Source organism: Mahella australiensis 50-1 BON (assembly GCF_000213255.1).
Lineage (GTDB): Bacteria > Bacillota > Clostridia > Mahellales > Mahellaceae > Mahella > Mahella australiensis.
Genome location: NC_015520.1, coordinates 2,933,866 through 2,957,500, shown reverse-complemented (window position 1 = coordinate 2,957,500; position 23,635 = coordinate 2,933,866). Strand labels below are relative to the sequence as shown.

Genomic DNA, 23,635 nt, shown 5'->3' with positions numbered 1-23,635 from the left:
TATGATCTGAGCTAAGGCTGAGCACTACGTGGTTGGAATCGTATATGCCGCCCCACGCCGCATTCATGGCATTGGCATTGCCTTTTTCATCATAGGTGCCTATAATCAGCACTGGCAAGGGATAAAACCATGTCTTTGCTCCAAAATCCTTTCTCATAATTTTTCACTCCTTATATATCTCTTTTGCTATATAGAAGGCGGCCCAGCCCTTCGGCCAACCCGCATAAAATGCAAGGTGCGTTAAAACCTCCGCCATCTCTTCTTTGGTTATACCGTTTTCCTTGGCCTTCTGTATATGAAATTTCAGCGAGCTGTCGGTTATGCCGCTCGCAACCAGCGACGTCACCGTAATCATGCTGCGGTCCCGCGCCGAAAGCTTATCCTCTCTCGACCATACTTGGCCGAAAAACACGTCATCGTTTAGCTCGGCAAACTTCGGGGCAAAATCCCCTAACGCGTCATGTCCTGCTGTTACTTTCTCCATTATATCACCTCAGCTTATTATATTGTTCATCGCTCATGGGCTCGAGCCATTCAGGAGGACCGGCTATCATGTCCGCCTCCATTGCGATATGAGCAAACCAGCTGTCCGCCGCAGCGCCATGCCAATGCTTGACGCTTGGCAGTATCTCCACGACATCGCCGGCATGAAGCTCGCGCGCTTCTTTGCCCTCCTCCTGATACCAGCCTCTTCCGCCGGTAACCAACAGAATCTGGCCTCTGGGATGCTTATGCCAATTATTGCGGCAGCGCGGTTCAAATACGACATGGCTTACAGGATGCTTCAGCGGGCTGTCAAAAGGCACGAGCGCATAAAGATAAACCCTGCCTATAAAGTTTTCAGCAATTTCCTCCGGAGCTTCCGGCCCCACAGGAAAAATCAGCTTCTGTGCGAATTCTTCTTTGCTTTCCATAAATTATCTCGCCCTTTTCATAATATTATTTATATGATTTCCTATATATTTCCACGCAATCCTCATGGCTCATGGGATACGGATTGCCTGCGAACAATGGACCCATCGCCTCACGGGCATTACGCGCCAGTTCGTCAAATTCAGACGGCTTAATGCCGTAATCCGACATCTTTAGGTTGGCTACGCCGCAGTCCTCCTGCAGCTTTACCAGCGCTGTTATGAAATCCTCCGGCTTTTTCACGCCATCCATGCCCAATGCCTTAGCCATGCGGACAAAGCGCTCGTCGCAAACGTGCTTATCTATAAAGAATTCAAAAAACGCCCTGGATATCATGATGAGGCCGGCGCCATGAGGCAAATTTGGATGATATGCAGACATAGCGTGCTCCATAGAATGCTCTGCGGTAGTGGAAGAAAGCACCATTGCAACGCCGGACAGCGTATTGGCGAACGCCATGCCGCTGCGGGCTTCCCTGTCATTGCCGTCTTTCACAGCACGGGGCAGATATTTGCCGGCGTATTCTATCGATGTCAGAGCATACATATCGCTCATAACATTGTTGAAATAAGAGATATAGCATTCTATGCTTTGCAGCAGGGCATCAAAGCCTTGATAAGCCGTATATTTCGGAGGTACGGTTTTCATGAGCTCGGGGTCTACTACGGACAGTACGGGGAATGATTCTTCATAACCGGCAATGCCTATTTTCTCATTGGTTTCCTCGTTGGTTATAACCCCGCCGGCATCCACCTCGCTGCCCGTGCCGGCAGTCGTCGTGATACATACTAGCGGAACCGGCGGATTCTTAAGCGGCAGCCGCTTGCCGGTCTTACCACCGGCATAATCCCAAAGGTCGCCCTCGTTGTTAACCATCATGGCTATGGCCTTGCCTGAATCCATAACGCTTCCACCGCCTAAGGCTACTACAAAGTCGCAGCCGTTCGCTTTGGCCAACGCGGCGCCCTCCATAACGGTCATCTTAACCGGGTTTTGCATGATTTTGTCAAACAAAACGTAATCTACACCAGCGACCTTTAGCTGCTCCTCCGTCCTTGCGAGAGCTCCGTTTTCTCTTACCGATTTGCCACTAGATATCACGAGGAGCGCTTTCCTGCCGGGTATCTTTTGTGAGCCCAACTCGTTTAGCTTTCCTTCTCCGAATAAAATCTTAGTAGGTATATACATATTGAATTTCATGTTTACATCCATATCAATCATAAATCCTTTCGTTTAAATAACTTCAAATTCCTTTATTAATCCACGTGTTCATAACGCTCCTACAACTTTATGAGGCACGTACGGCTCTTCCAGATAAGCAATCTCATCCGGCGTCAGCTTTACCGACAGGGCAGCTACGGCATCATCTAGATGTTCCACCTTAATTGCACCAACTATAGGCGCTATGACTGGCTCCTTATGCAGCAGCCATGCCAACGAAACCTGCGACATAGGCACGCCGTGCTTTTGTGCCAGCTCGGCCACTCTGTCTACTATGGCCTTGTCAGTCTCGGCCGTAGAACCGTATTTAGATTTAGCCACCTCATCGGTTTCATAGCGATAAGTCGTCTGCGACCATTCGCGCGCGAGCCTGCCTGACGCGAGCGGGCTGTAGGGCGTAACCGCAATCTTCTCCTCGCGGCAAAGCGGCATCATTTCGCGCTCTTCTTCCCTGTATATGAGATTATAGTGATTCTGCATAGATACAAAGCGCGTCCAACCATGTTTCTCCGCCACGTGCAGCGCCTTCTCGAATTGCCACGCATACATAGCCGATGCACCTATGTACCTAGTCTTTCCGGCCTTAACCACATCGTTTAGCGCATCCATCGTTTCCTCTATGGGCGTGTTGTAATCCCACCTGTGGATGATATACAAATCCACATAGTCCATGCCCAGCCGCTTCAAGCTCTTGTCGATCTCGGTCATAATCTCCTTGCGCGACAAGCCGGCGCCGTTTGGACCTTCATGCATGCGGTTGAACACTTTCGTCGCTACCACTATTTCATCCCTGTTGGCATAATCATTTAAAGCGCGGCCCAGCACTTCTTCGCTTTTGCCCATCGAATAGACATTTGCGGTATCGAAGAAATTGAGGCCGAGCTCAATGGCTTTCTTTATGATGGGACGGCTATGTTCCTCATCCAATACCCACTTATGTACCCATGCGTTGGGATCACCAAAGCCCATGCAGCCCAAGCATATCCTCGACACGTCCAATCCCGTATTGCCAAATTTTACATATTCCATTCTATCCACTTCTTTCATATTATATTATGTTTTAATCATAGCATACTACCTGGAGTGCACTCCATGTCAATAGGCAAAAAAGAAATTTGCTGCCAGGATATTCCCATTGACTTAGAGCCCACTCCAAGTGCTATAATACAATCGGGAGATGATAAACATGAAAATTGCGGAAGTAAGCGAGAGATGCGGGCTTTCACCGGATACGCTGCGCTATTATGAGAGGATAGGTCTCATACCTGCTGTAAACCGCGATAGTAGAGGCATCAGGGATTATACTGAAGAGGACTGCAGATGGATAGAATTCATCAAATGCATGCGCAATGCCGGATTGCCCATCGAAGTTTTAATCGAATACGTAGACCTGTTTCAGCAAGGCGATGAAACTGCCGAAGCAAGGAAGAACCTCTTGATCAAAGAACGCGATAAATTGGCTAAAAAAATAAACGAAATGGAGCAAACGCTGGCGCTATTAAATTATAAGATTGAAAGATATGAGCAGAAGATGGTGCCAATTGAAAATGAGCTGAAAAAGGCCTTGCCATCTGCTTATATCTCAGAAGTTGATGGAAGCTGACTTCTCCACGCCACAAGTAGTAAGTATCGGTAATATTGCGGGCTCGTTGCGATTGCGCAGATCACTCTACACCCAGAGCCTTGAACACCGCATCCTCAGGCGACTGATAAAATTAAAGAAGGAATAAGTCAAGGATTAGCAGCTTATACGAAGGTAGCATAACGGACAGGTAAATACAAAAGGAAACAAAGAGTATAAATATCTGCAGCTTTTGGTGCAGGTATGGATTACTATTATCAAAAATAGGGTTTAGCTCAAGTTTAATAACTTTTTCGTGCTTAGAACCACCAACCACTACTTGAAGCTGAAATACCTTTGTTGGGGCTATGAAATCAGGTGCTTAGTCGTGTCTTGATACATAAAAGTGGTTATAAACGAAATAATTCTATTATATCTGAGAATAGCAACAAGGGTGGAATTTATATTTTCAATTGAGTAACAGAGGGAAGATTTGGCATACGAACTGAAGATTGTCAAGCTTTTGCTTGCGAAAGCCGATAGATTATATAAAACAAAGTGCAAAGGGGGAATGTTTACTGTGCATAAGTCGTATATGCCCAAAGTGAGCATAAGGACTCTTGTTATCTCCGCGGTTATATTCCTTACGGTCATAGTCTTTGCGATTCAAACGATCTATAGCATGATAAGCTTTAAAAATAACATAATAACGGAAATCAGCGATAAACTCGTTTATCAGGCTGGAGAAGCGTCAGAAAAATTTTATGCCAGTGTAGATTCTGTAGGCAAATTAGCACAAATACAGGCATATGAAGTTGCTGCGTTAGGCCCTCAAAGCTATGAAAAGCTTTTAGAGGCCGCTAAGACATACGTAGAGAAAAACGAGCTAGCCTGCGGTAGTGGCATATGGCTGGAGCCTTACGTTTACGACGAAAAAACCAAATATTTTGGACCTTATATGTATAAAGACAACGGCAAGGTTGAGTTGACGTGGGATTATAGCAACGCCGATTATGATTATTTCCAATATGAATGGTATAAAATTGGTATAAACGCCAAGGGCGATATCGCATGGACGCAGCCCTATCTTGACGAGGTCACCAATACAGTAATGATTACATCATCTAGCCCGATTCGCGTTGGAGATAAGATCATAGGTGTAACTACGGCTGATATAGGACTTAATTATCTGAGAGATTACGTGAAAAATATAAAAGTGGACGAGACTGGTTTCGCCTTTGTAGTGACTAGCGACGGCTATTATTTAGCAAGCAGGGATTCGGCGAAGGATTTGAAACAAAAAATTACGGAGGACGAGCAAGCTGACGTGCGTGCTGCTGGCCAAAAAATCGTGGCAGCTAAGAACAAAGGTGTGCAACAGCTTAAATTTGAAGGACAAGATTGCTTTTTGGCCTTTGCGCCAATAGGCGATACGGGCATGAAATTAGTGGAGGTATTGCCACAAACGGAAGCCTTTGCGTCGCTTAATAATACAATACGCGTGAATACTGTCATAGTCATAATGGCGATATTGGCCTTCATAGCTCTGTTGGCGTTGATGCTTCAGCAATTGGTGATAAAACCATTGCGTATTGTTATGGCCGATGCCGAAAAAGTAGCTGGTGGAGATCTATCTGGGTATAATGAAACGAGCAATACTGACGATAAACACATACGCAACGAGCTGGCGCTCCTTAAAAATTCATTTGATATTATGGTGAAAAATCTCAGAGACTTGATAATAAAGATCAAAGATGCTGCGTCTTCGTTAGCAAATACTTCGGACTTGATAGCGGTATCGTCGAAAGAATCTGCTAAAGCCATCGAGCAAATCGCTATCACGACAAATGAGCTCGCGGGCGGTGCTTCTAAACAGGCCGAGCTTGCCCAAGACGGAGATAAGACGGTATCGGCTACCATTGAACGTTTAAACAACGTTTTAGGCAGCTTGCATTTATTAGAAGAATCAGATAATAAGGTGGAGGAATCTATAGAAGAAGGCGTTGATAGAATCATTTATCAAAAACAAAAAATGGCAGAAAGTAAGGAGAGAACATTGAATCTGGAGAACACTATTTCAGAGTTACGAGATAAATCTCAGCAAATAGACCAGATTTTGATGGTTATACAAGATGTGGCAAAACACACTAATCTGCTGGCTTTAAATGCTGCTATTGAAGCTGCTAGAGCCGGTGAGCAGGGCAAGGGATTTGCGGTAGTGGCTGGTGAAATAAGGAAGCTTGCTGAAACAGCTAACGATTCTAGCAATGAGATAAAAGGTATTGTCGAGCAAATAAGAGGTAATATAGACAATGCGGTAGTTGAAATGGAGCAAGCAACTGCAACTGTTATTGAGCAGGAAGATGCGGTTGAAGCTACATCGAGGGCATTTGATGACATAAGGACAGTTATTCAGGAGGCGCTAAATAAGACGAAAGACGTGACGCGTTCGGCTACGATGCTAAGCGAAGATGCGAAAAATCTAAAGCAAAAAATAGATCAGATAGCCGACATATCGCAAGATAATGCAGCCGCTATAGAAGAGGTATCGGCTGCAACTGAAGAACAGTCAGCTACCAGCGAGGAGATATCGGCTGCAGCTGATGAGTTGGCGGAATTAGCAAATCAATTAAGAGAGCAAACCAACATATTTAAATATTGATATCGTTTAATCGGGCAAGAGGTAGACAATTATTTTATCTACCTCTTGCCACACTATGTGATTATTCAGTACTATTTGCATAGGCGAAGGCTAATCAGTTACTAAGCCTACGGGATAGCTGAACAGTCACGACAATATCACAGAATAATAACACAGCCCCGATTTTTCCTATGTCAATAGTCAGCGAAAATGTCATAGTAAATGGCTGATATTTATTCAACGAAAATTTCATAGCGATGTATGGATTTACTATAATTGGAACATTAAATATAGATTATATTACAGTAAGCTGGTTATATAACTTTAGCAACTTACATTAATATGATATGAGAACATATATTACCACCAGATGAGCAAAAAAGATAATACTATCTTAAGGCTTACTGCTTTGCTAAATTCTAGCTGCTCCATTCCCGTGCGTAAAGGGTAAAATAAACAAGCTCCGCTTGCCCTTGACGCACGTTCATTTCGCAGCTATTATATAATTAGGCTGTAAGCCTTAATACTGGCTAGTGCCAGGCGCGTGAGGAATTATACAGAGCCTCTAAAATCTCTCTGTCTGATTCCTCATACCAATATGATGGCGCCTTCTGCCAACCTTGTTTCCAAGGATGAGTGGGAGAAGGCTTATAAGGCTTAGCTGTGCTCGATGAACTTGCCTTATTAGCTTTCTGAGCTTTCTTAGGCGGTTCATCGAGCTTTTTCACAGCATATATATTATTGCCATACTGCACCCGTATACCTATCCTAGGGCTGGTAAGAACCGTTATCTTAGCTCTAGGAACGATAGGTGCAACGGTTTTGCCATCATCACATACAACTTGATAATATTGGCTGTGTAGAGAAAATACGCCGCCATTATCAACTTTTCTAGATAACTTAACACAAAGTATATTATCTAAGTCGATATCCGGCGGTAATTCTCTAAAAGCAGGCTCGGGATCTTGAGGCTCTATGGCGAACCTTTTATTATATCTCTCCAGGAACTTAGGCAAAAACTCATTGGCCTTTTCCATAGAATCAATGCCATAAATCCTCAATTCTGCCCTGAGCCTATCCTGCAAAGTATTCCATAGCCTCTCTACGCGGCCCTTAGCCTGAGGGGACCTGGCATTAATGATAGATATACCCAATGTACTCATAGCCATTTGGAACTGGGTTTCATTTACCACTTTACCCTCAAGCTGCTCCTCGATAGAGATTTTACCCTTATTAGGAGAAGCAAATATAGTATGCTTATCGGCATATAGAGATATAGGGATACCATATTGGCCAATGATGGTACGCATGAGCTCAAAATAGCCATTCATGCACTCGTTTTCAGTAAAATAGAGCGCGAGGACCTGACCGGTGGCATCGTCTATGGCACCGTGGAGAGCCATATTACCTACAGAAGGAATCCATTCAAAAGAGGTGCAATCGATTTGCACCAACATGCCAGCCTGAGGCATACGTTCCCTTCTAGCATGAATCTTACGAGGGCGTCTATGCTTTCTAGGGCTTTGAATACCGGCATTATCAAGGATTCTATAAACCGAGGAATTACTAAGAATAATACCCTTATCATCCTCAAGCAAATCTCTAAAATGAGAGAAATTCGTATCAAAATACTTTTCCTTCCTCAAAGTGAGGATATGGTTTACTAGCTCATCGCTTAAAGCATTAGCAGGTTTACGGCCTCTGTTCTTATGAATAACGAAAGACGCACCTTGTTCTTTAACCCCCTTCTTAAGTCTAAATATTTGACGAACACTGAGGTCTAAAACCTGCGCAGCTTCACTTGCGGTTAACGTCCCATCGATGACTTTATTAATAACAACAAGTTTTTGCATTTCGCTCTCTGTCATACAATACTGTTCCTCTCTCCTCATAATGACATTATCGCAGAATAATTTTACTATGACAATATCATAGAATAATAACAAGCCCCGATTTTTCCTATTGACTTGGCATATTGATGCTGGTATAATGAATAAAAATGAAACAAAGGCCATGAAGGAGAAAAAGGATATGCACAGCCTGTACAGAGAGCCGGCGGCAGGTGTGAGCCGGACAGAGGGCATATCGTATAACTCGCTCCTGAGCTGCAGCCTGAAGGTTTAGTAGGGTGTGCCGGGCAGTGCCCGTTAAAGCATAAAGTCGTGTCAGCGACTTAGTGAGGCCGTCGTTGTGAGGCGATGGCGAAGTTGGGTGGTATCACGGAAGCTAACCCCTTTCGTCCCGTAAGTATGTGGGATGAAAGGGGTTTTTGATAATGCAGCCCGAAAGGGGGTGTAACGATTGAAGTATATAATAGGCATACTGGTACAGAATCATGCCGGCGTATTGTCGAGAGTATCGGGACTTTTCAGCCGCAGGGGCTTTAATATAGACAGCCTGGCGGTCGGGCCCACACAGGACGAGGACGTGTCGCGCATAACCATTGTGGTGGACGGCGACGAATACATCGTCGACCAGGTCATGAAACAATTAGGCAAGCTGATAGATGTCATAGAGGTGAAGGATATCACAGCCAATTCGGTAGCTCGAGAATTGGTGCTTATAAAAGTCAATGCCGATTCCAAAACCCGTAGCGAGATCATGCAGATAGCCAATGTATTTCAGGCTAAGGTAGTAGATATAACGACGGAATTTATCACCATAGAGGCTACCGGCAATAGCAACAAGACGCTGGCTTTGGAAGAGATGCTGCGCCAATTCGGCATAAAGGAAATGGTGCGCACAGGTGTGGTGGCTATAGAGCGCGGTGCTAAATCGCTCGGCCAGCAGTAAAATGGTTATTTATTAGCTTATAAAAGCTCATAAAAATATAAAAAATTCGTAGGAGGATACATACACTATGGCAAAATTATATTACGAAGCAGATGCAAATCTGGATTTATTAAGCGGTAAGAAGGTAGCGGTTATAGGATACGGCAGCCAAGGTCACGCCCATTCGCTCAACCTCAAGGAGAGCGGTGTGGATGTGGTAGTAGGCCTTTATAAAGGCAGCAAATCGTGGAAAATAGCTGAAGAAGCAGGGCTTACGGTTATGGAATCGGCCGATGCGGCCAAAGCTGCAGACATCATCATGATATTGGTACCCGATGAGAAGCAGGCCAAACTTTACAAAGAGAGCATAGAACCCAACCTGGCCCCCGGCAAGGTGCTGGCATTTGCCCATGGCTTCAATATACACTTCGGTCAGATAGTGCCGCCCGACTTCGTCGACATCATCATGATAGCGCCTAAAGGTCCCGGCCATATAGTGCGCAGCCAGTATCAGGAGGGCAAAGGCGTGCCGTGTCTCATAGCGGTGCAGCAGGATGTAAGCGGTCACGCCAAGGATATAGCGCTGGCATATGCCAAAGGCATAGGTGGTACTCGCGGTGGCGTGCTGGAGACAACCTTCCAGGAGGAAACAGAGACCGATCTATTCGGCGAACAGGCCGTGCTGTGCGGCGGTTTATCCGAGCTTATAAAAGCTGGCTTCCAGACATTGGTTGATGCCGGTTATCAACCCGAGGTAGCTTACTTCGAATGCTTGCATGAGATGAAGCTCATAGTGGACCTGGTCAACCAAGGTGGCCTCAGCTACATGAGGTATTCCATTAGCGACACTGCCGAATACGGCGATTATGTGGTCGGCAAGCGCATCATAAACGACCAGAGCAAACAAGAGATGAAGAAGGTTTTAGGCGAGATACAGGACGGTACATTCGCAAAGAACTGGATACTGGAGAACCAGGCCAATCGTCCGTTCTTCAACGCCACGCGCAAGAGAGAGCGCAACCTGTTGATAGAAAAGGTTGGTAAAGAACTGCGTAAGATGATGAGTTGGATTAAGCCTGTATCATTTTAATTTTGGAGTCGATGTTATATGGATGATATAATAAGGGTTTTTGACACCACATTGAGGGATGGCGAACAATCCCCGGGTGTCAGCCTGAATACCGAGGAGAAGCTTGAAATAGCCCGCCAGCTCGAGAAGCTGGGCGTGGATGTTATAGAGGCCGGTTTTCCCATCGCATCTAAAGGTGACTTTGAAGCGGTGAGAGCCATAGCGCGTGAGGTGCGACGACCGGCTATATGCGGTCTGTGCCGTGCGGTTAAAGCCGATATAGACAGGGCATGGGAGGCCTTGAAAGAGGCCGCTCATCCCCGCATTCACGTATTTATAGCTACCTCGGATATTCATTTGAAATATAAATTGAAGATGACGCGCGAAGAGGTGCTCAAAGCCTCTGTAGAGTCGGTGGCTTATGCCAAAAGCCTCGGGGCTGAAGTGCAATTCTCAGCAGAGGACGCATCGCGCACCGATCTCGAATACCTGTATCAGGTATTCGCAGCGGTTATAGAGGCGGGAGCCGACGTAATAAACGTGCCGGATACCGTAGGCTATTCCGTGCCCGACGAATTCGGGGCTTTAATACGCGGCATAAAGGGAAATGTGCCTGGCATAGACAAGGTCCAGTTGAGCGTGCACTGCCACAATGACCTCGGCATGGCTACGGCCAATTCGCTGGCTGCTGTACAAAACGGCATACAGCAGGTCGAAGGTACTATAAACGGCATAGGCGAGCGCGCAGGCAATGCTGCTTTGGAAGAGATAATCATGGCGCTGAATACGCGGCGCGATTACTTCAAACGCGCCGTGAATATAGATACTACGCAGATATATCGCACCAGCATGCTGGTGGCTCATCTGACAGGTATGGATATACAGCCTAATAAGGCTATAGTAGGGGCCAACGCCTTCGCGCATGAGGCCGGTATACATCAGCATGGCGTATTGAGCGAGCGCAGCACCTATGAGATCATGACGCCGGAATCCATAGGTTTGAAACAAAACAAGATGGTGCTGGGCAAGTTGTCCGGTCGCCATGCTTTTGAGGAACGCTTAAAAGAGCTGGGTTATAACCTTTCGCAGGATGAGATCAATGCGGCTTTCGAACGCTTTAAGGATCTGGCGGATAAAAAGAAGGTGGTGCTGGATAAGGATATAGAGGCGCTAGTGACCGAGAAAGCTATAAAGATACCAGAGATCTATGCGCTGGATCAATTCCAGATATCCAGCGGCAATAAGGTCACCGCTACGGCTACGGTGCGCTTAAAGCATGGTGATCAATTCATAGAAGAAGCCGCTTGCGGCGACGGTCCGGTGGACGCGGTATTCAACGCTATAGAGCGTTGCATAGGTCGCGAGGTTCCTCTCGACGATTACGGCATAAGAGCCGTTACCGAAGGCAAGGATGCGCTGGGAGAGGTTACGGTGAGGGTCAGGAACGATGGCCAGGTATTTGTCGGCAAAGGCGTCAGCACCGATATAATAGAGGCCAGCGCTCGCGCTTATATCGATGCTATAAATAAGATGCTGTATGAAACTGCGAAATAAAAGAATATGGAGGTGACCTGGTGCAAAAGATCTATATATACGATTCCACCCTTCGCGACGGCATGCAGGCGGAGGGTATATCATTCTCATTGGAGGATAAACTCAAGATAGTGGAGCAACTCGACGCTATGGGCGTGGATTATATAGAGGCCGGCAATCCCGGTTCCAATCCGAAAGATCTCGATCTTTTTAACGTCCTCCAGGAGAAGGGACTGGGCCATGCACGACTGGTGGCCTTCGGCAGCACGCGCCGGGCCAATATAGATGCCGAAGGCGACCGTAACCTGTCTGCTATGCTGGCAGCTGGCACATCGGCAATAGCAATATTTGGCAAGAGTTGGGATTTTCATGTTACCCAGGTCTTGCATACCACGCTCGATGAGAACCTGCGCATGATAGCCGACAGCGTGGCCTATATGAAGCAGCACGGCAAAGAGGTGATATTCGATGCCGAGCACTTCTTCGACGGTTATAAACGAAATCCAGAGTATGCCATGAAGACGCTGGAGGCTGCTGTTAATGCCGGTGCGGACAGCCTGGCGTTGTGCGATACCAATGGCGGCGCTTTTCCTATGGAAATATACGATATAACCAAATGCGTCGTCGAAAGATTTAATATACCGGTGGGCATACACTGCCACAATGACGGCGGTATGGCGGTGGCTAATACCATTATGGGGGTGCAGGCGGGAGCAGTACAGGTGCAGGGAACATTGAACGGTTATGGTGAGCGGTGTGGCAATGCGGATCTGTTTCCTATTATAGCGAATTTGCAGCTGAAGATGGGCTACCGCTGCATACCCGATGAGAAAATGGCCGAGCTGACTACCATATCGCGCTATATAAGCGAGATAGCCAATCTGCCGCCCGATACAAAGGCCCCTTATGTGGGCGCCAGCGCCTTTACACATAAAGCCGGTATGCATATAGACGCCGTGCTCAAGGCACCGACGAGTTTCGAGCATATAGACCCTGCTTTGATAGGCAATAGCCGACGGCTGCTTATGTCCGAGATGTCGGGACGCAGCACGGTGCTGACCAGGATGAAGCGCTTTGACCAAAGCTTGACAAAGGATTCGCCCGAGGTACAGGCTGTTATAGATGAGCTCAAACGCTTGGAGTACGAGGGTTATCAATTTGAAGGGGCCGAGGCGTCGTTTGACCTTCTCATAATGAAACAATTGGGCAGGTACAAGAAATTATTCGACATAAAGGACTTCAAGGTCATAGCCGATCAACCGTGGCAATCAGAGGATAACAGCGCCGTAGCTATGATAAAAGTACTGGTGGACGGTACCGAGGAGATGACGGCAGCCGAAGGCGACGGCCCGGTCGATGCGTTGGATAAGGCGTTGAGGAAGGCCTTGGAGGTATTTTATCCGCAGCTTAAAAAGATGCATCTTACCGATTATAAGGTGAGGGTATTGGATAGCCGCGCGGCTACGGCGGCCAAGGTGCGCGTGCTCATAGAATCCAGCGACGGGCAATACAGTTGGAGCACTGTGGGTGTGTCCACCAATATAATAGCGGCTAGCTGGATAGCCATGATAGACGCTATAGAGTACATGTTATTGAAAGGGGATGATATATAAAGTGGGAATGACTATGACACAAAAGATACTGGCCGACCATGCCGGCTTAAAAGAGGTAAAGGCCGGCCAGCTTATAAACGCCAAAGTGGATCTGGTTTTCGGCAATGACGTGACGGCGCCGGTAGCCGTAAAAGAATTCGAAAAAATAGGCATAGATCATGTCTTTGATAAAGATAAGGTAGCCATTATACCGGATCATTTTACACCCAATAAAGATATAAAATCCGCCGAGCAGAATAAACTGATAAGGGATTTCGCCCGCAAGATGGGACTGACCAATTACTTTGAGGTCGGGCGCATGGGCATAGAGCATGCTCTTATACCGGAGAAAGGATTAGTAGTGGCTGGCGACGTTGTTATAGGGGCTGATTCGCATACCTGCACATACGGTGCATTGGGCGCATTCTCGACGGGTGTGGGCAGCACTGATATGGCTGCCGCCATGGCCATAGGCGAGACGTGGTTTAAGGTACCTGAAGCGCAGAAATTCGTGTTGCACGGCAAGCCGGGCAAATGGGTTGGCGGCAAGGATGTTATATTGCATATAATAGGCATGATAGGCGTGGATGGCGCATTGTACCAGTCTATGGAGTTTACAGGCGACGGGCTGCAGTACCTGTCCATGGATGACAGGTTCTCGATGGCCAATATGGCTATAGAGGCTGGTGCTAAAAATGGGATATTCGATGTGGACGACAAGACCATAGCGTATATAAATGAACATTCGACAAAACCGTATAAGGTTTATAAAGCGGATGACGACGCCGAATATGTGGCGGTTTACGATATAGATTTAAGCCAAGTGAAGCCTACAGTGGCATTTCCGCATCTGCCGTCCAATGCGCGCGCCATAGACGAGGTGGGCGATGTGCCGTTGGATCAAGTGGTCATAGGCTCGTGCACCAATGGTCGCATAGAGGACCTGCGCGTAGCGGCATCTATTTTGAAGGGGCATAAAGTCCATCCGGACGTGCGCCTTATAATATTCCCGGCCACTCAGGCTATATACCTGCAGGCTCTTAAAGAGGGCCTTATAGAGATATTCGTGGAAGCAGGTGCTGCTGTCAGCACGCCTACGTGCGGGCCGTGCCTCGGAGGCCATATGGGCATATTGGCCAAAGGCGAGAGAGCGTTGGCCACCACCAACCGCAACTTCGTAGGGCGCATGGGGCACCCCGAGAGCGAGGTATACCTGGCCGGACCGGCTGTCGCGGCGGCCTCGGCCATAGCGGGCAGGATAGTTGCACCTGAGGAGGTGGCATGATGAGAGGCAAAGCTATAAAATACGGGGATAATGTGGATACCGATGTCATAATACCGGCGCGCTACCTTAATACCAGCGACCCGGATGAGCTGGCGGGCCATTGCATGGAGGATCTGGATCCCGATTTCAAGGCCAAAGCCAAGCCCGGCGATGTAATGGTAGCCGGCAGAAACTTCGGTTGCGGTTCGTCGCGCGAGCATGCGCCGATAGCTATAAAGGCATCGGGCGTATCGTGTGTCATAGCCGAATCATTTGCGCGCATATTTTACAGAAATGCTATAAATATAGGGCTGCCTATACTGGAGTGCCCTGAGGCTGCCCGGGAAATAAATGATGGCGACGAGGTCGAAGTGGATGTGGCGACCGGCACCATCACCGATATCACGACCGGCAAAACCTATAAAAGCCAGCCGTTTCCCGAATTCATGCAGCAGATAATGGCATCCGACGGTTTGATAAACTATGTCAAGCAGCGTTTAGAGAGATGATGCGATGGCGGCCTGATATAGGCCGCTTTTTATATATAAAAGGAGGATAATTGGCGATGACGTTTGAGGAGTTATATAAAATGGCCAAAGCTGTCATAAACCCGAGGAAGCTTTCTGATGATGCTGAAGCGGGGGGTGTAGGAGCGGCGCTGCTTACGGATACCGGAAATGTCTATACTGGAGTGTGCATAGATACGGCGTGCAGCATGGGCTTTTGTGCCGAGCACGCAGCCGCCGCGGCTATGATCACTGCGGGAGAAAGTCGAGTCGTCAAGATGATAGCCGTCGATTGGGATGGCAGCATATTGCCGCCTTGCGGAAGGTGCCGCGAGTTTATAAGCCAGCTCAATGATGATAATTTGGATGCAGAAGTGATGGTCGCCGCAAACACAATTGTAACACTGGACCAATTGCTACCGTATAATTGGCGAAAGTTATAGATAGGGGTGTGATCGTTATGAGTTCAGTAAATGACAATCAAAATATCCGTGACATTTATCTTGCCGGAGGATGCTTCTGGGGAGTACAGGCGTATTTTGACCGAATACCGGGCGTTGTAGAAACCGAAGTCGGGTATGCTAACGGCAAAACCGAAACCACTTCCTACCATGAGCTATGGAAGACGGGTCATGCAGAGACCGTGCATGTAAAATATGACGCTGACAAAACGACGTTGGATAAAATACTCGAATACTATTTCAAGGTCGTCGATCCGACTATTTTAAATAGGCAGGGCCCGGATACAGGAACGCAGTACAGAACCGGTATTTACTATATCGATCCTAAGGATAAGGAAATTATCGAAAAAGTAATATCAAAAGAAGCTCAAAAATATGATAAGCCCATTGTCACCGAAGTGGAAAAGCTCGTGCATTTCATAAAAGCAGAAGAATATCATCAGAAATACTTGAAGAAAAATCCTGGTGGATACTGCCATATCGATTTATCATTGGCAAATGAAGATTGATGAGGCGCATGCAAGGTCTTGTCACTAAAGAAATGGGATATAGCGTAATGTCTTAAACAGCGGCTTGACACAGGCCGCTTTGTTTTTTTAAAATATTTCGAAAGATGAAGATAACAAGAGCCTGAATGAATTAATGCGAGTTAGTGGCATCTTATCGCCTATAAAGCTTATTTTCGGAAGTTGTATATTGTTAGCACATGAATTATTATAATAGTTGTAATAATGATTATAATAAAGCTTATGATAATGGGAGCTAAAAATGAGTATAAACGATATCATCGATATAAAGCAAAAAAATGTTAAAGATATTATAAGGTGTGTAAGATTTAACGACGGCTTGACTAAAAAACAGATAGCGGAAAAGACAGGCCTAAGCTTTTCGACGGTATCCAATATATGCAATGAATTGAAAGAAAAGGGTGTGATCACGGATAAAAATGACGGCAATTATAGTGTGGGCAGAACTCCTAAGGTTATAAATTTAGCTTATAATAAATTTTTTGTTTTATGTTTGGACTTGCAACTAGAAGGTATTATAAAAATGGCATTGCTGGACTTGCGAAATAACATTATATTTCAATATGAAAACGATAATGTGGATTTCGCCGATGTTTATGAATTAGTAAATTTTGCGTACAGCGGATTCCAAACATATATTAAATCGCATGACATATCAGAAGACCATATAGTGGGCGTCGGTGTGGCCATATCCGGAGTGTTTGATCGTAAAGAGGGTAAAATCGGCAGTTGTATGGTGCCTATTTTAGAAGGGCAACCGTTGAAGAAGATAATAAGCGACGTATTCCATCTGCCCGTATACGTTGATAACGAGTCCAATCTTAGCGTTCTCGCAGCTCAATTGTATAAAGCCAAAGATGATTACAAAGATAATGTTATTTATTTGTATATAGGAGAAGGCGTGGGGGTCGGCGTTATATCAGACGGCACATTGATACGAGGGGAAAATGGTTATGGCACCGAGATAGGCCACATACCCATAGGCAATATGAATTATCAGTGTCGCACCTGTCATAGTTACGGATGCGTGGAGACGGATCTCTCAATATATGGATTTGTAAAAAAATATACAGGACGGTTTATGGGGCGCAAAGAAGGCGTAGTTAAAGAGTGGAACAATTTTATTTGCGATGTTTTGGATAATAAACCGGAAGCAATGAATGTTATACAAGAGAACGGTATTATATTGGGCCAATTAGTATCGATCCTGGTCAACCTTTTTGATCCGGCGTTGATATATATGGGTGGGGTTATAGCACCTATATATGATAAACTTTATCCGTTTATAATCGACGAGGTTAAAAAGCGCCTGCTCATACCGAACGACCGAGAAATAATGATAGAATGCGATGAAAATAGCGATTATACGATATTTAAGGGCAGCGTGGAGAGATTGCTTAATATGTGGGACCCGCTGTTTGCGATAACTTAATAGGTGGTATTATGTATGAACAATATATTTGAGGCCCTTATCAGCCAACTGGAAGGGAAAAAGGACGAATTAAAGCACAAAAGTGCGGCCGTAGGCTTTGACGGATTCATAGATAAAGTTGTTAGGGTGGTAAAAGAAAATAAAAATGACAGGTATTTATTCTTTCCTACTATAGAGAGCTTCGGCAGATATATATTGGGCAAAAAAAATGTTAATTGTAGCATAGAAATAGTGGAATCCATGACTAAATTGGGGGGGAACATGCCCATATTGGCCAATGCTTTGGGCAATATCGGTGTAGATGTGAAATGCATAGGGACTTTGGGCTATCCGACTATTGATCCGATTTTTAAGGATATGGAGAACAATTGTGAACTATATTCGATAGGTCAACCCGGCTACAGTATAGCGCTGGAATTCGATGATGGCAAGGTAATGCTGGGAGAAAGGAGCGTGCTGGATACCGTTAGTTGGGATAATATAAAGGCATATATAGATATTGATAGACTAAAATCTTTTTTTGCTGGCAGCAATCTGTCGGCAATGGTAAATTGGGGGGAGCTTAAGCATGCTAGTTCTATATGGAAAGGGGTATTGGATGAAATAATCTCCATTAATATGCCGGATAAGCATAGATTATTCTTTTTTGACCTTGCGGATTTTTCTGAAAGACCTGGCAACGAGGTCGAATATATTTTAGAATTGATTGGCCAATTCTGTAACTATCGAAAAACAATTTTAAGCTTAAACACCAATGAAGCGCTTATACTAAGCAAACTTTTTGACATGGGGGTTGATACAAATGATTTAGAAAAATTAGCTGTCGGTCTCTATGATAAAGTAAAAGTCGATGTATTAACGATACATAACCCCGGTTATTCCATAGCAATAGACCAAGGGGGCGTCGCATGCATTGAAAGTGCTTTTACCGGGGAACCGAAGCTATTGACCGGAGGAGGGGATAACTACGGAGCCGGCTTTTGCATAGGGCAATTGCTGGGCATGGATTTGGCATGTTCCACATTATTGGGCAATGCGGTGGCTGGATTTTATGTAAGATATGGCCACAGCCCGTCAGTCGAGGACGCATTGAATTTTTTATGCCAATGGGAAAATGAATTTGATAGAAATGATTATAGAAGGAGTATATAGCAGTGAATACAACAAAAATAGTGTTTATAGGCGCGGGCAGTATGTCTTTTGGCTTGAGCATGTTTCAGGACATATTCACATCCAAAGAATTAGTTGGTAGCTCTTTAGTCTTAGTAGATATCGATGAAGAGAATCTGGAAAGAATGTATAAACTCGCCTTAAAGATGAATGAGCAATCCGGCGCGGGTTTGGTCATTGAAGCTACTAAGGACAGAAGGGAAGCGCTGCCGCAAGCGGGATTTGTGGTTAATTCCATAGCCATAGAACGGTGCAAATTATGGAAATATGACTTTGAGGTGCCGAAAAAATACGGTATACGCCATACGCTTGGAGAGAACGGCGGCCCGGGAGGCTTGTTCTTTACTATGCGTACACTTCCTTTGATACTGGATATAATAAAAGATATGGAAGAGTTATGCCCCGATGCCTACTTTTTGAACTTCTCGAATCCGGAAAGCCGCATTATATTGGCTTTAGGCAGATATAGCAAGATAAAATGCGTAGGATTATGCCATGGTATATTTATGGGACACAGCGATGTGGCCAGGATTATGGGAATAGATAAAGACGATATAGATGTCTGGGGAGCCGGCCTTAATCATTTTCAGTGGTTGCTGGGCATAAGAGATAAGGCTACCGGCAAGGACATGTATCCGTTATTGAAAGAGAAAAACAAGACTTATGATCCGTCATTCATGCCGCTGTCCCGCAAATTATTCGAAGCTTTCGGGCTCTACCCGTCATGCAGCGACGACCATATAGGGGAGTATCTAGCATATGGCTGGGAGGCTGGGGAAGAAGGGTATGATTTTGACGCTGATGAAAAATATAGAGAGACTATGAAGCAAGAAATAGCGGCGCGAACGAATGGCTTAAAACCACTGGATGATTGGTTTGTTCCATCAGGCGAAAGGGCGGTCGAGGTAATAACCGGTATACTCAATAACAAGAAAAAGGTTATTGAATCCGGCATAGTTTATAACGATGGTGCGATAACCAATTTGCCGCCGGATGCAGCCGTTGAGGTGCCTATAATGGTAGACGCGGGTGGTATTCATCCCATAGCCGTGGGCGATTTGCCGGCAGGCATTGCTCGCTTGCTTACTACGCAAGTAGGCGTACAGCAGATGGCCATCGAGGCTGCAGTGAAGGCCTCTAAGGAACTGGCATTGCAAGCCTTGCTGATAGATCCGGTAATAAATAGTACCGAGGCTGCTCGGGGAATACTGGATGAGCTCTGGGAGATAAATAAACCGTATATAAGACCTTGCAATGTGTGATAGGAGAAAGGATACTCAATATGTCTTGTATGCTGAATGAAATATATGATCAGCCGGCAGTTTTGCAGAAGCTGTATAACGATTATCGCAGCGAGGTGGCTAAGCTAGTTACCGAACTATATAAAGCCCGTAATATATTCCTTATCGGGACAGGCAGCTCGCTTTATGCATGTTATGCCGGTGCATATGCATTTACGCGTTTTATGAATAAAATCCCAATAGTTATACCGTCATCTGAAGTAAGCTATGTGGCGGAAACGGTTGGTAAAGAGGATATAGCTATAGTCATATCGCAATCCGGAGAGAGCAAAGAAACGGTGGAAGCGTTGGATTATCTTAGCAAAACAAGCGTTTGGGCTATAACCAACAGCGCTCAATCCACGTTGGCACGTGCCGCTTCATCCGTATTTTGCTTGGAGGCAGGTCAAGAGGTGAGTTCGGCTACCAAAACATATACGGCTAGCTTGATGATGCTGTATATGTTAGCCGCATGCGGTACCGGCGATGAAATGGCAAAGGTGGGAGCTATACCGTATATGGTTGCCGACAATATAGAAGCCGTAAAAGGCAAAATATCGATATGGGCTGCGGAATTTAAGGATGTTGCCGATATATTCATACTTGGAACAGGACCGAATATAGCTACGGCTAAGGAAGCGGCGCTAATGATAAAAGAGAAGACCTTTATTCCCGCCGAAGGGGAATCTCTGATAGAATTTCGCCATGGCCCTATAGAAGTAGTAGAACCGGGGACTAAGGTCGTGTTGGTAACTCATAACCTTAATAAAATTAATATTTCTATGCATTATCAACAACTTTCTTCATTAGGAGCCGATGTCCGGCTGGTTCATAACGCAGATTTGCCAGATATAGGTGTAAAAGACATTGAACTGAGGAGCACACAGGAGGAAGCCATATCGGCTATAAATATGGTAATACCATTCCAGCTCTTGGCGGAGAACATAGCGGTTAACAGGGGCTTGGAACCCGACACTTTTCGTTATATAAATAAAGTTCTCAACAAGTATTAGAAGAAAGGGGATAGGAAGGTAAAAATGGCTAGGGTGAAATGTGAATTAAATATATTGCGACAAGAAGAGATCGAACTCATACATGAAAATACACTTAGAATATTAGAAAATGTCGGGCTTCAGGTGCCTAACGATGAATGCCTGGAGCTGTGCCGGAAGGCCGGTGCCATAATAGATAAAGAGAAAGATATTGTTCGCATACCTTCGAAAATAATGGAGCAGTTACTGGAGAAGATGAGAGGCGAGTATGAGGGAAGCACGAATGTTGAAACTCCTTCCAGGATATCCGGCTCGATCTCGACCCAGGTGTTTGTGGCTGATTACAAAACAAGGACTCGGAGATACGGGTGTTTGGACGATGTGATGAAGGGGATTTCGCTGGTCGAACATCTTAATAATATTCCTTCAAGCAATGCGGTTACGGTGCCGTCTGATATTCACCATACTTTGACGGACGTTGTATCTTACCAGAAAATATACGAATATTCTGAAAAACCGGGAGGCACATATATACTATCCCCGGAATCAGCGCGATATATCATAGAAATGTCCAAGATTATCGGTAGAGAAGTAGGGTATCTCTTGGAAACGGTAAGCCCGCTAAGATTTAGGAAAGAAAGCCTTGAAATGGCCCTTATATTTGTTAAGGAAAATCAACCGTTGAGCATTGCCCCAATGGTTATGGGGGGAGCAAGTGCTCCTATTACTGCTGCAGGCACCGTAACTTTAATGAACGCCGAAGTGCTTGGGAGTATATTCGTTATATATGCGATAAGCGGTAAAATTAATGGATTTTATGGTCATGGGACTCATTCCATGGATATGAGTACGCTTCTATGTTCGTTTGGTTCGCCTAATCAGGCTTTATTAGGTATGGCGAGTGCTCAAATGGCAAAGTTTTATGGAATCAACGGAGGCAGCAATTCCGGGCTTACCGATGCCTTGCTGCCAGACTTTCAGGCGGGATTTGAAAAGGCCTTAACTGCCATATTTAGCTGCATGGGCGGTACCGTAAGCATTGGTGCACAAGGCATTGTCGGCGCTGATCAAGGATTCAGTTTTGAACAATTGGTAATAGATAATGAATGGTTGGATGCGTATAATTATACGATCGAGGGCTTTGAGGTAACGCAAGAAAATATAGCTGCTGATCTTATAGAGAAAATAGGTATAGGCGGTAATTTTATGGCTGAAGAACATACGGTAAAAAACATGAGAAGCAGCTACTGGTTTTCTAAAATTTTTAACAGGAACGATTGGGATGAATGGCGCCGCAAGGGTTCCAAGACGATTGAAGAGAGGGCACATGAATTTGTCGAGGATGTCACCAGGGATTATAATAAGCGGTTGCCGGTAATAGATGAGCGAAAATTTGAAGAGATAGAATATATCGTAAAAAAAGCCAAAGATGAATTATATAGGTGAAAGTATGGACTTCAGAAGGCATAACGAGCAAGCAAAAAAAGTATGGGATGCATTCGGCAAAGGTATTCCGTTCAAGGTGCCGGTATTTATATATACCGACGCTAGAAACTGGATTTTCGAAAATGAACTAAATAAAGAGGGTATTACATTATGGGATTATGTAAAAGATCCGGAGGTTATGCTTGATGTTCAATTGAAAGCTCAGGAATGGAGAAGGCTCAACATTATTTCGGATAGCCCAATGGGTTACCCTGAGGGCGATGACGGCTGGTCGGTTAGCGTGGACTTTGAAAATTATACCGAATTGGCATGGCTAGGCGGGGCAGTGGAGCATGGCGTAGAGCCTCATGTACCGCCGTTTGTCAGCGATGTTAACAAGAATGAGATATTCGAGAAAGGTATACCTTCTGCTTTTGACGGATTCGGAGCTACGGTTAGAGAATTCTATGAGCATTTTATCGATAAAAGCAAGGATTATCTTTACAAGGGATGCAATATTAAGGATGTGTCGATGCCTTATAATTTTTGCGGTACGGACGGTATATTTACGCTGGCATGCGGCATGCGCGGCATGACTAATTTTTTGAACGATATTTTAGATGATCCGGATTATGCCGAGAATCTCCTTGATTATATTACCGAGGCTGTTATAAGGAGAATAAAAGAGATAAGGCTTTATTTGGGTGAGGATATAAGAAGCCGTCATTTTGGCTATGCTGACGATGCGATAGTATTGTTATCGCCTGTTTTATTTGAACAACTTGTGCTGCCGAGAATAAAACGAATATATGACGAACTCACAGTTGAAGACGGGAGTCGCTCGATACATTTATGCGGGGATGCTCAACGCTTTTTCCCGATATTGCAAAGCGAATGCAATGTTAAGATGTTCGATACCGGTTACCCCATAGATTTTGAACGTTTATATGACGAATTATCGAACGATACCGAAATATGGGGAGGGCCGAGCGTAGTGTTGCTAAAGAATGGGACTCCTTGTGCCATAAAAGATGAGGTGAGGAGAATTCTAGGCTACGTGATGCCGCGTACTAAGAAATTCGTGCTTAGAGACGGTAATGCCATTATTCCGGGCACGCCTATCGAAAATATAAATGCCGTATATGAAGCGTGTGAAGAATATGGATATTATTAGATATTATGTTGAGGAGTGGTTTATATGCTCGCTTAAAAGGTAACGAGAATTTTGTAGATTGCTTAAGAGCAGATAAGTTATTAAACCTAAGGAGATTTAACAG

General features: G+C 45.2%; 22 protein-coding genes and 1 other annotated feature (1 of these 23 cut by a window edge). Of the genes, 16 read left to right on the top strand and 6 right to left on the bottom strand.

Annotated features, from left to right (window positions below):
* The 5 genes in view from MAHAU_RS13820 to MAHAU_RS13800 are tightly spaced (at most 57 nt apart) and all read right to left on the bottom strand, a layout consistent with a single transcriptional unit that may run on beyond the window.
* Positions 1 to 157, bottom strand: the 5' portion of a protein-coding gene (locus MAHAU_RS13820; RefSeq protein ID WP_013782338.1) for a flavin reductase family protein. Its footprint begins 401 nt before the window's first position; only the first 157 of its 558 coding nucleotides appear in the window; its start codon is at positions 155 to 157; the stop codon falls past the left edge of the window.
* A 6-nt stretch (positions 158 to 163) separates the two neighbouring features.
* A complete protein-coding gene (locus MAHAU_RS13815; RefSeq protein WP_013782337.1) occupies positions 164 to 484 on the bottom strand; it encodes a carboxymuconolactone decarboxylase family protein in 321 nt (106 codons plus the stop codon).
* 4 nt (positions 485 to 488) lie between these two features.
* The gene (locus tag MAHAU_RS13810) at positions 489 to 914 is read right to left on the bottom strand and encodes a cupin domain-containing protein (protein ID WP_013782336.1); all 426 of its coding nucleotides are present in this window, start codon (positions 912 to 914) and stop codon (positions 489 to 491) included.
* Positions 915 to 939: 25 nt separating this feature from the next.
* Positions 940 to 2,124 (bottom strand): iron-containing alcohol dehydrogenase, encoded by a 1,185-nt coding sequence (locus MAHAU_RS13805; RefSeq protein ID WP_013782335.1) that lies wholly within the window; start codon positions 2,122 to 2,124, stop codon positions 940 to 942.
* A 57-nt stretch (positions 2,125 to 2,181) separates the two neighbouring features.
* Positions 2,182 to 3,162 carry an aldo/keto reductase gene (locus MAHAU_RS13800; RefSeq protein WP_013782334.1) on the bottom strand — a complete coding sequence of 327 codons (981 nt, stop codon included), beginning with the start codon at positions 3,160 to 3,162 and terminating at the stop codon, positions 2,182 to 2,184.
* 157 nt (positions 3,163 to 3,319) lie between these two features.
* Here MAHAU_RS13800 and MAHAU_RS13795 point away from each other — a divergent pair, with 157 nt between their 5' ends.
* Both MAHAU_RS13795 and MAHAU_RS13790 read left to right on the top strand, forming a co-directional pair.
* On the top strand, positions 3,320 to 3,736 hold the full coding sequence (locus MAHAU_RS13795; RefSeq protein WP_013782333.1) for a MerR family transcriptional regulator: 417 nt from the start codon (positions 3,320 to 3,322) through the stop codon (positions 3,734 to 3,736).
* A gap of 538 nt (positions 3,737 to 4,274) precedes the next feature.
* Positions 4,275 to 6,356 carry a methyl-accepting chemotaxis protein gene (locus tag MAHAU_RS13790; RefSeq protein ID WP_245543922.1) on the top strand — a complete coding sequence of 694 codons (2,082 nt, stop codon included), beginning with the start codon at positions 4,275 to 4,277 and terminating at the stop codon, positions 6,354 to 6,356.
* 509 nt (positions 6,357 to 6,865) lie between these two features.
* On the opposite strand, the gene MAHAU_RS13785 is transcribed toward MAHAU_RS13790, so the two are convergent.
* Positions 6,866 to 8,203, bottom strand: coding sequence for an ISNCY family transposase (locus tag MAHAU_RS13785; protein ID WP_013779793.1), 1,338 nt, complete (start codon positions 8,201 to 8,203; stop codon positions 6,866 to 6,868).
* Positions 8,204 to 8,339: 136 nt separating this feature from the next.
* Positions 8,340 to 8,582 (top strand) — a binding site (T-box leader).
* Positions 8,583 to 8,636: 54 nt separating this feature from the next.
* On the opposite strand from MAHAU_RS13785, the gene ilvN reads away from it, so the two are divergent.
* The 14 genes from ilvN to MAHAU_RS13715 all read left to right on the top strand — a co-directional run bounded on the left by ilvN (position 8,637) and on the right by MAHAU_RS13715 (position 23,532).
* Entirely contained in the window at positions 8,637 to 9,128 is a 492-nt protein-coding gene (gene ilvN / locus MAHAU_RS13780) for an acetolactate synthase small subunit (protein WP_013782331.1), read from the top strand.
* A 67-nt stretch (positions 9,129 to 9,195) separates the two neighbouring features.
* On the top strand, positions 9,196 to 10,197 hold the full coding sequence (gene ilvC, locus MAHAU_RS13775) for a ketol-acid reductoisomerase (RefSeq protein ID WP_013782330.1): 1,002 nt from the start codon (positions 9,196 to 9,198) through the stop codon (positions 10,195 to 10,197).
* A gap of 18 nt (positions 10,198 to 10,215) precedes the next feature.
* Entirely contained in the window at positions 10,216 to 11,730 is a 1,515-nt protein-coding gene (locus MAHAU_RS13770) for a 2-isopropylmalate synthase (RefSeq protein WP_013782329.1), read from the top strand.
* Positions 11,731 to 11,750: 20 nt separating this feature from the next.
* A complete protein-coding gene (gene cimA, locus MAHAU_RS13765; protein ID WP_013782328.1) occupies positions 11,751 to 13,322 on the top strand; it encodes a citramalate synthase in 1,572 nt (523 codons plus the stop codon).
* A 1-nt stretch (position 13,323) separates the two neighbouring features.
* A complete protein-coding gene (gene leuC / locus MAHAU_RS13760) occupies positions 13,324 to 14,586 on the top strand; it encodes a 3-isopropylmalate dehydratase large subunit (protein WP_041644743.1) in 1,263 nt (420 codons plus the stop codon).
* The gene (gene leuD, locus MAHAU_RS13755; RefSeq protein WP_013782326.1) at positions 14,586 to 15,074 is read left to right on the top strand and encodes a 3-isopropylmalate dehydratase small subunit; all 489 of its coding nucleotides are present in this window, start codon (positions 14,586 to 14,588) and stop codon (positions 15,072 to 15,074) included. Before leuC ends, leuD begins: the two co-directional genes overlap by 1 nt.
* A 56-nt stretch (positions 15,075 to 15,130) precedes the next feature.
* Positions 15,131 to 15,514 carry a cytidine deaminase family protein gene (locus tag MAHAU_RS13750; protein WP_013782325.1) on the top strand — a complete coding sequence of 128 codons (384 nt, stop codon included), beginning with the start codon at positions 15,131 to 15,133 and terminating at the stop codon, positions 15,512 to 15,514.
* 17 nt (positions 15,515 to 15,531) lie between these two features.
* Positions 15,532 to 16,041 (top strand): peptide-methionine (S)-S-oxide reductase MsrA, encoded by a 510-nt coding sequence (gene msrA / locus MAHAU_RS13745; RefSeq protein WP_041644175.1) that lies wholly within the window; start codon positions 15,532 to 15,534, stop codon positions 16,039 to 16,041.
* A 259-nt stretch (positions 16,042 to 16,300) separates the two neighbouring features.
* Positions 16,301 to 17,491, top strand: a complete 1,191-nt coding sequence (locus MAHAU_RS13740) for an ROK family transcriptional regulator (protein WP_013782324.1) — start codon at positions 16,301 to 16,303, stop codon at positions 17,489 to 17,491.
* A 15-nt stretch (positions 17,492 to 17,506) separates the two neighbouring features.
* Positions 17,507 to 18,643: a carbohydrate kinase family protein gene (locus MAHAU_RS13735; protein ID WP_013782323.1), complete on the top strand. Its 1,137-nt coding sequence runs from the start codon at positions 17,507 to 17,509 to the stop codon at positions 18,641 to 18,643.
* A 2-nt stretch (positions 18,644 to 18,645) separates the two neighbouring features.
* Positions 18,646 to 19,923, top strand: a complete 1,278-nt coding sequence (locus MAHAU_RS13730; RefSeq protein ID WP_013782322.1) for a family 4 glycosyl hydrolase — start codon at positions 18,646 to 18,648, stop codon at positions 19,921 to 19,923.
* A gap of 20 nt (positions 19,924 to 19,943) precedes the next feature.
* The gene (locus tag MAHAU_RS13725; RefSeq protein WP_013782321.1) at positions 19,944 to 20,954 is read left to right on the top strand and encodes an SIS domain-containing protein; all 1,011 of its coding nucleotides are present in this window, start codon (positions 19,944 to 19,946) and stop codon (positions 20,952 to 20,954) included.
* A 24-nt stretch (positions 20,955 to 20,978) separates the two neighbouring features.
* Positions 20,979 to 22,379 carry a trimethylamine methyltransferase family protein gene (locus MAHAU_RS13720; protein WP_013782320.1) on the top strand — a complete coding sequence of 467 codons (1,401 nt, stop codon included), beginning with the start codon at positions 20,979 to 20,981 and terminating at the stop codon, positions 22,377 to 22,379.
* Positions 22,363 to 23,532, top strand: coding sequence for a uroporphyrinogen decarboxylase family protein (locus MAHAU_RS13715; RefSeq protein ID WP_049783373.1), 1,170 nt, complete (start codon positions 22,363 to 22,365; stop codon positions 23,530 to 23,532). Before MAHAU_RS13720 ends, MAHAU_RS13715 begins: the two co-directional genes overlap by 17 nt.
* Positions 23,533 to 23,635: the final 103 nt, after the last annotated feature.

Excerpts from the sequence above, each read along its gene's own strand:
- MAHAU_RS13815 (WP_013782337.1), bottom strand. The coding sequence starts at position 484 with ATGGAGAAAGTAACAGCAGGACATGACGCGTTAGGGGATTTTGCCCCG.
- MAHAU_RS13810 (WP_013782336.1), bottom strand. The coding sequence starts at position 914 with ATGGAAAGCAAAGAAGAATTCGCACAGAAGCTGATTTTTCCTGTGGGG.
- MAHAU_RS13805 (WP_013782335.1), bottom strand. The coding sequence starts at position 2,124 with ATGGATGTAAACATGAAATTCAATATGTATATACCTACTAAGATTTTA.
- MAHAU_RS13800 (WP_013782334.1), bottom strand. The coding sequence starts at position 3,162 with ATGGAATATGTAAAATTTGGCAATACGGGATTGGACGTGTCGAGGATA.
- MAHAU_RS13795 (WP_013782333.1), top strand. The coding sequence starts at position 3,320 with ATGAAAATTGCGGAAGTAAGCGAGAGATGCGGGCTTTCACCGGATACG.
- MAHAU_RS13785 (WP_013779793.1), bottom strand. The coding sequence starts at position 8,203 with ATGACAGAGAGCGAAATGCAAAAACTTGTTGTTATTAATAAAGTCATC.
- ilvC (WP_013782330.1), top strand. The coding sequence starts at position 9,196 with ATGGCAAAATTATATTACGAAGCAGATGCAAATCTGGATTTATTAAGC.
- MAHAU_RS13770 (WP_013782329.1), top strand. The coding sequence starts at position 10,216 with ATGGATGATATAATAAGGGTTTTTGACACCACATTGAGGGATGGCGAA.
- leuD (WP_013782326.1), top strand. The coding sequence starts at position 14,586 with ATGAGAGGCAAAGCTATAAAATACGGGGATAATGTGGATACCGATGTC.
- MAHAU_RS13750 (WP_013782325.1), top strand. The coding sequence starts at position 15,131 with ATGACGTTTGAGGAGTTATATAAAATGGCCAAAGCTGTCATAAACCCG.
- msrA (WP_041644175.1), top strand. The coding sequence starts at position 15,532 with ATGAGTTCAGTAAATGACAATCAAAATATCCGTGACATTTATCTTGCC.
- MAHAU_RS13740 (WP_013782324.1), top strand. The coding sequence starts at position 16,301 with ATGAGTATAAACGATATCATCGATATAAAGCAAAAAAATGTTAAAGAT.
- MAHAU_RS13735 (WP_013782323.1), top strand. The coding sequence starts at position 17,507 with ATGAACAATATATTTGAGGCCCTTATCAGCCAACTGGAAGGGAAAAAG.
- MAHAU_RS13725 (WP_013782321.1), top strand. The coding sequence starts at position 19,944 with ATGTCTTGTATGCTGAATGAAATATATGATCAGCCGGCAGTTTTGCAG.
- MAHAU_RS13720 (WP_013782320.1), top strand. The coding sequence starts at position 20,979 with ATGGCTAGGGTGAAATGTGAATTAAATATATTGCGACAAGAAGAGATC.
- MAHAU_RS13715 (WP_049783373.1), top strand. The coding sequence starts at position 22,363 with ATGAATTATATAGGTGAAAGTATGGACTTCAGAAGGCATAACGAGCAA.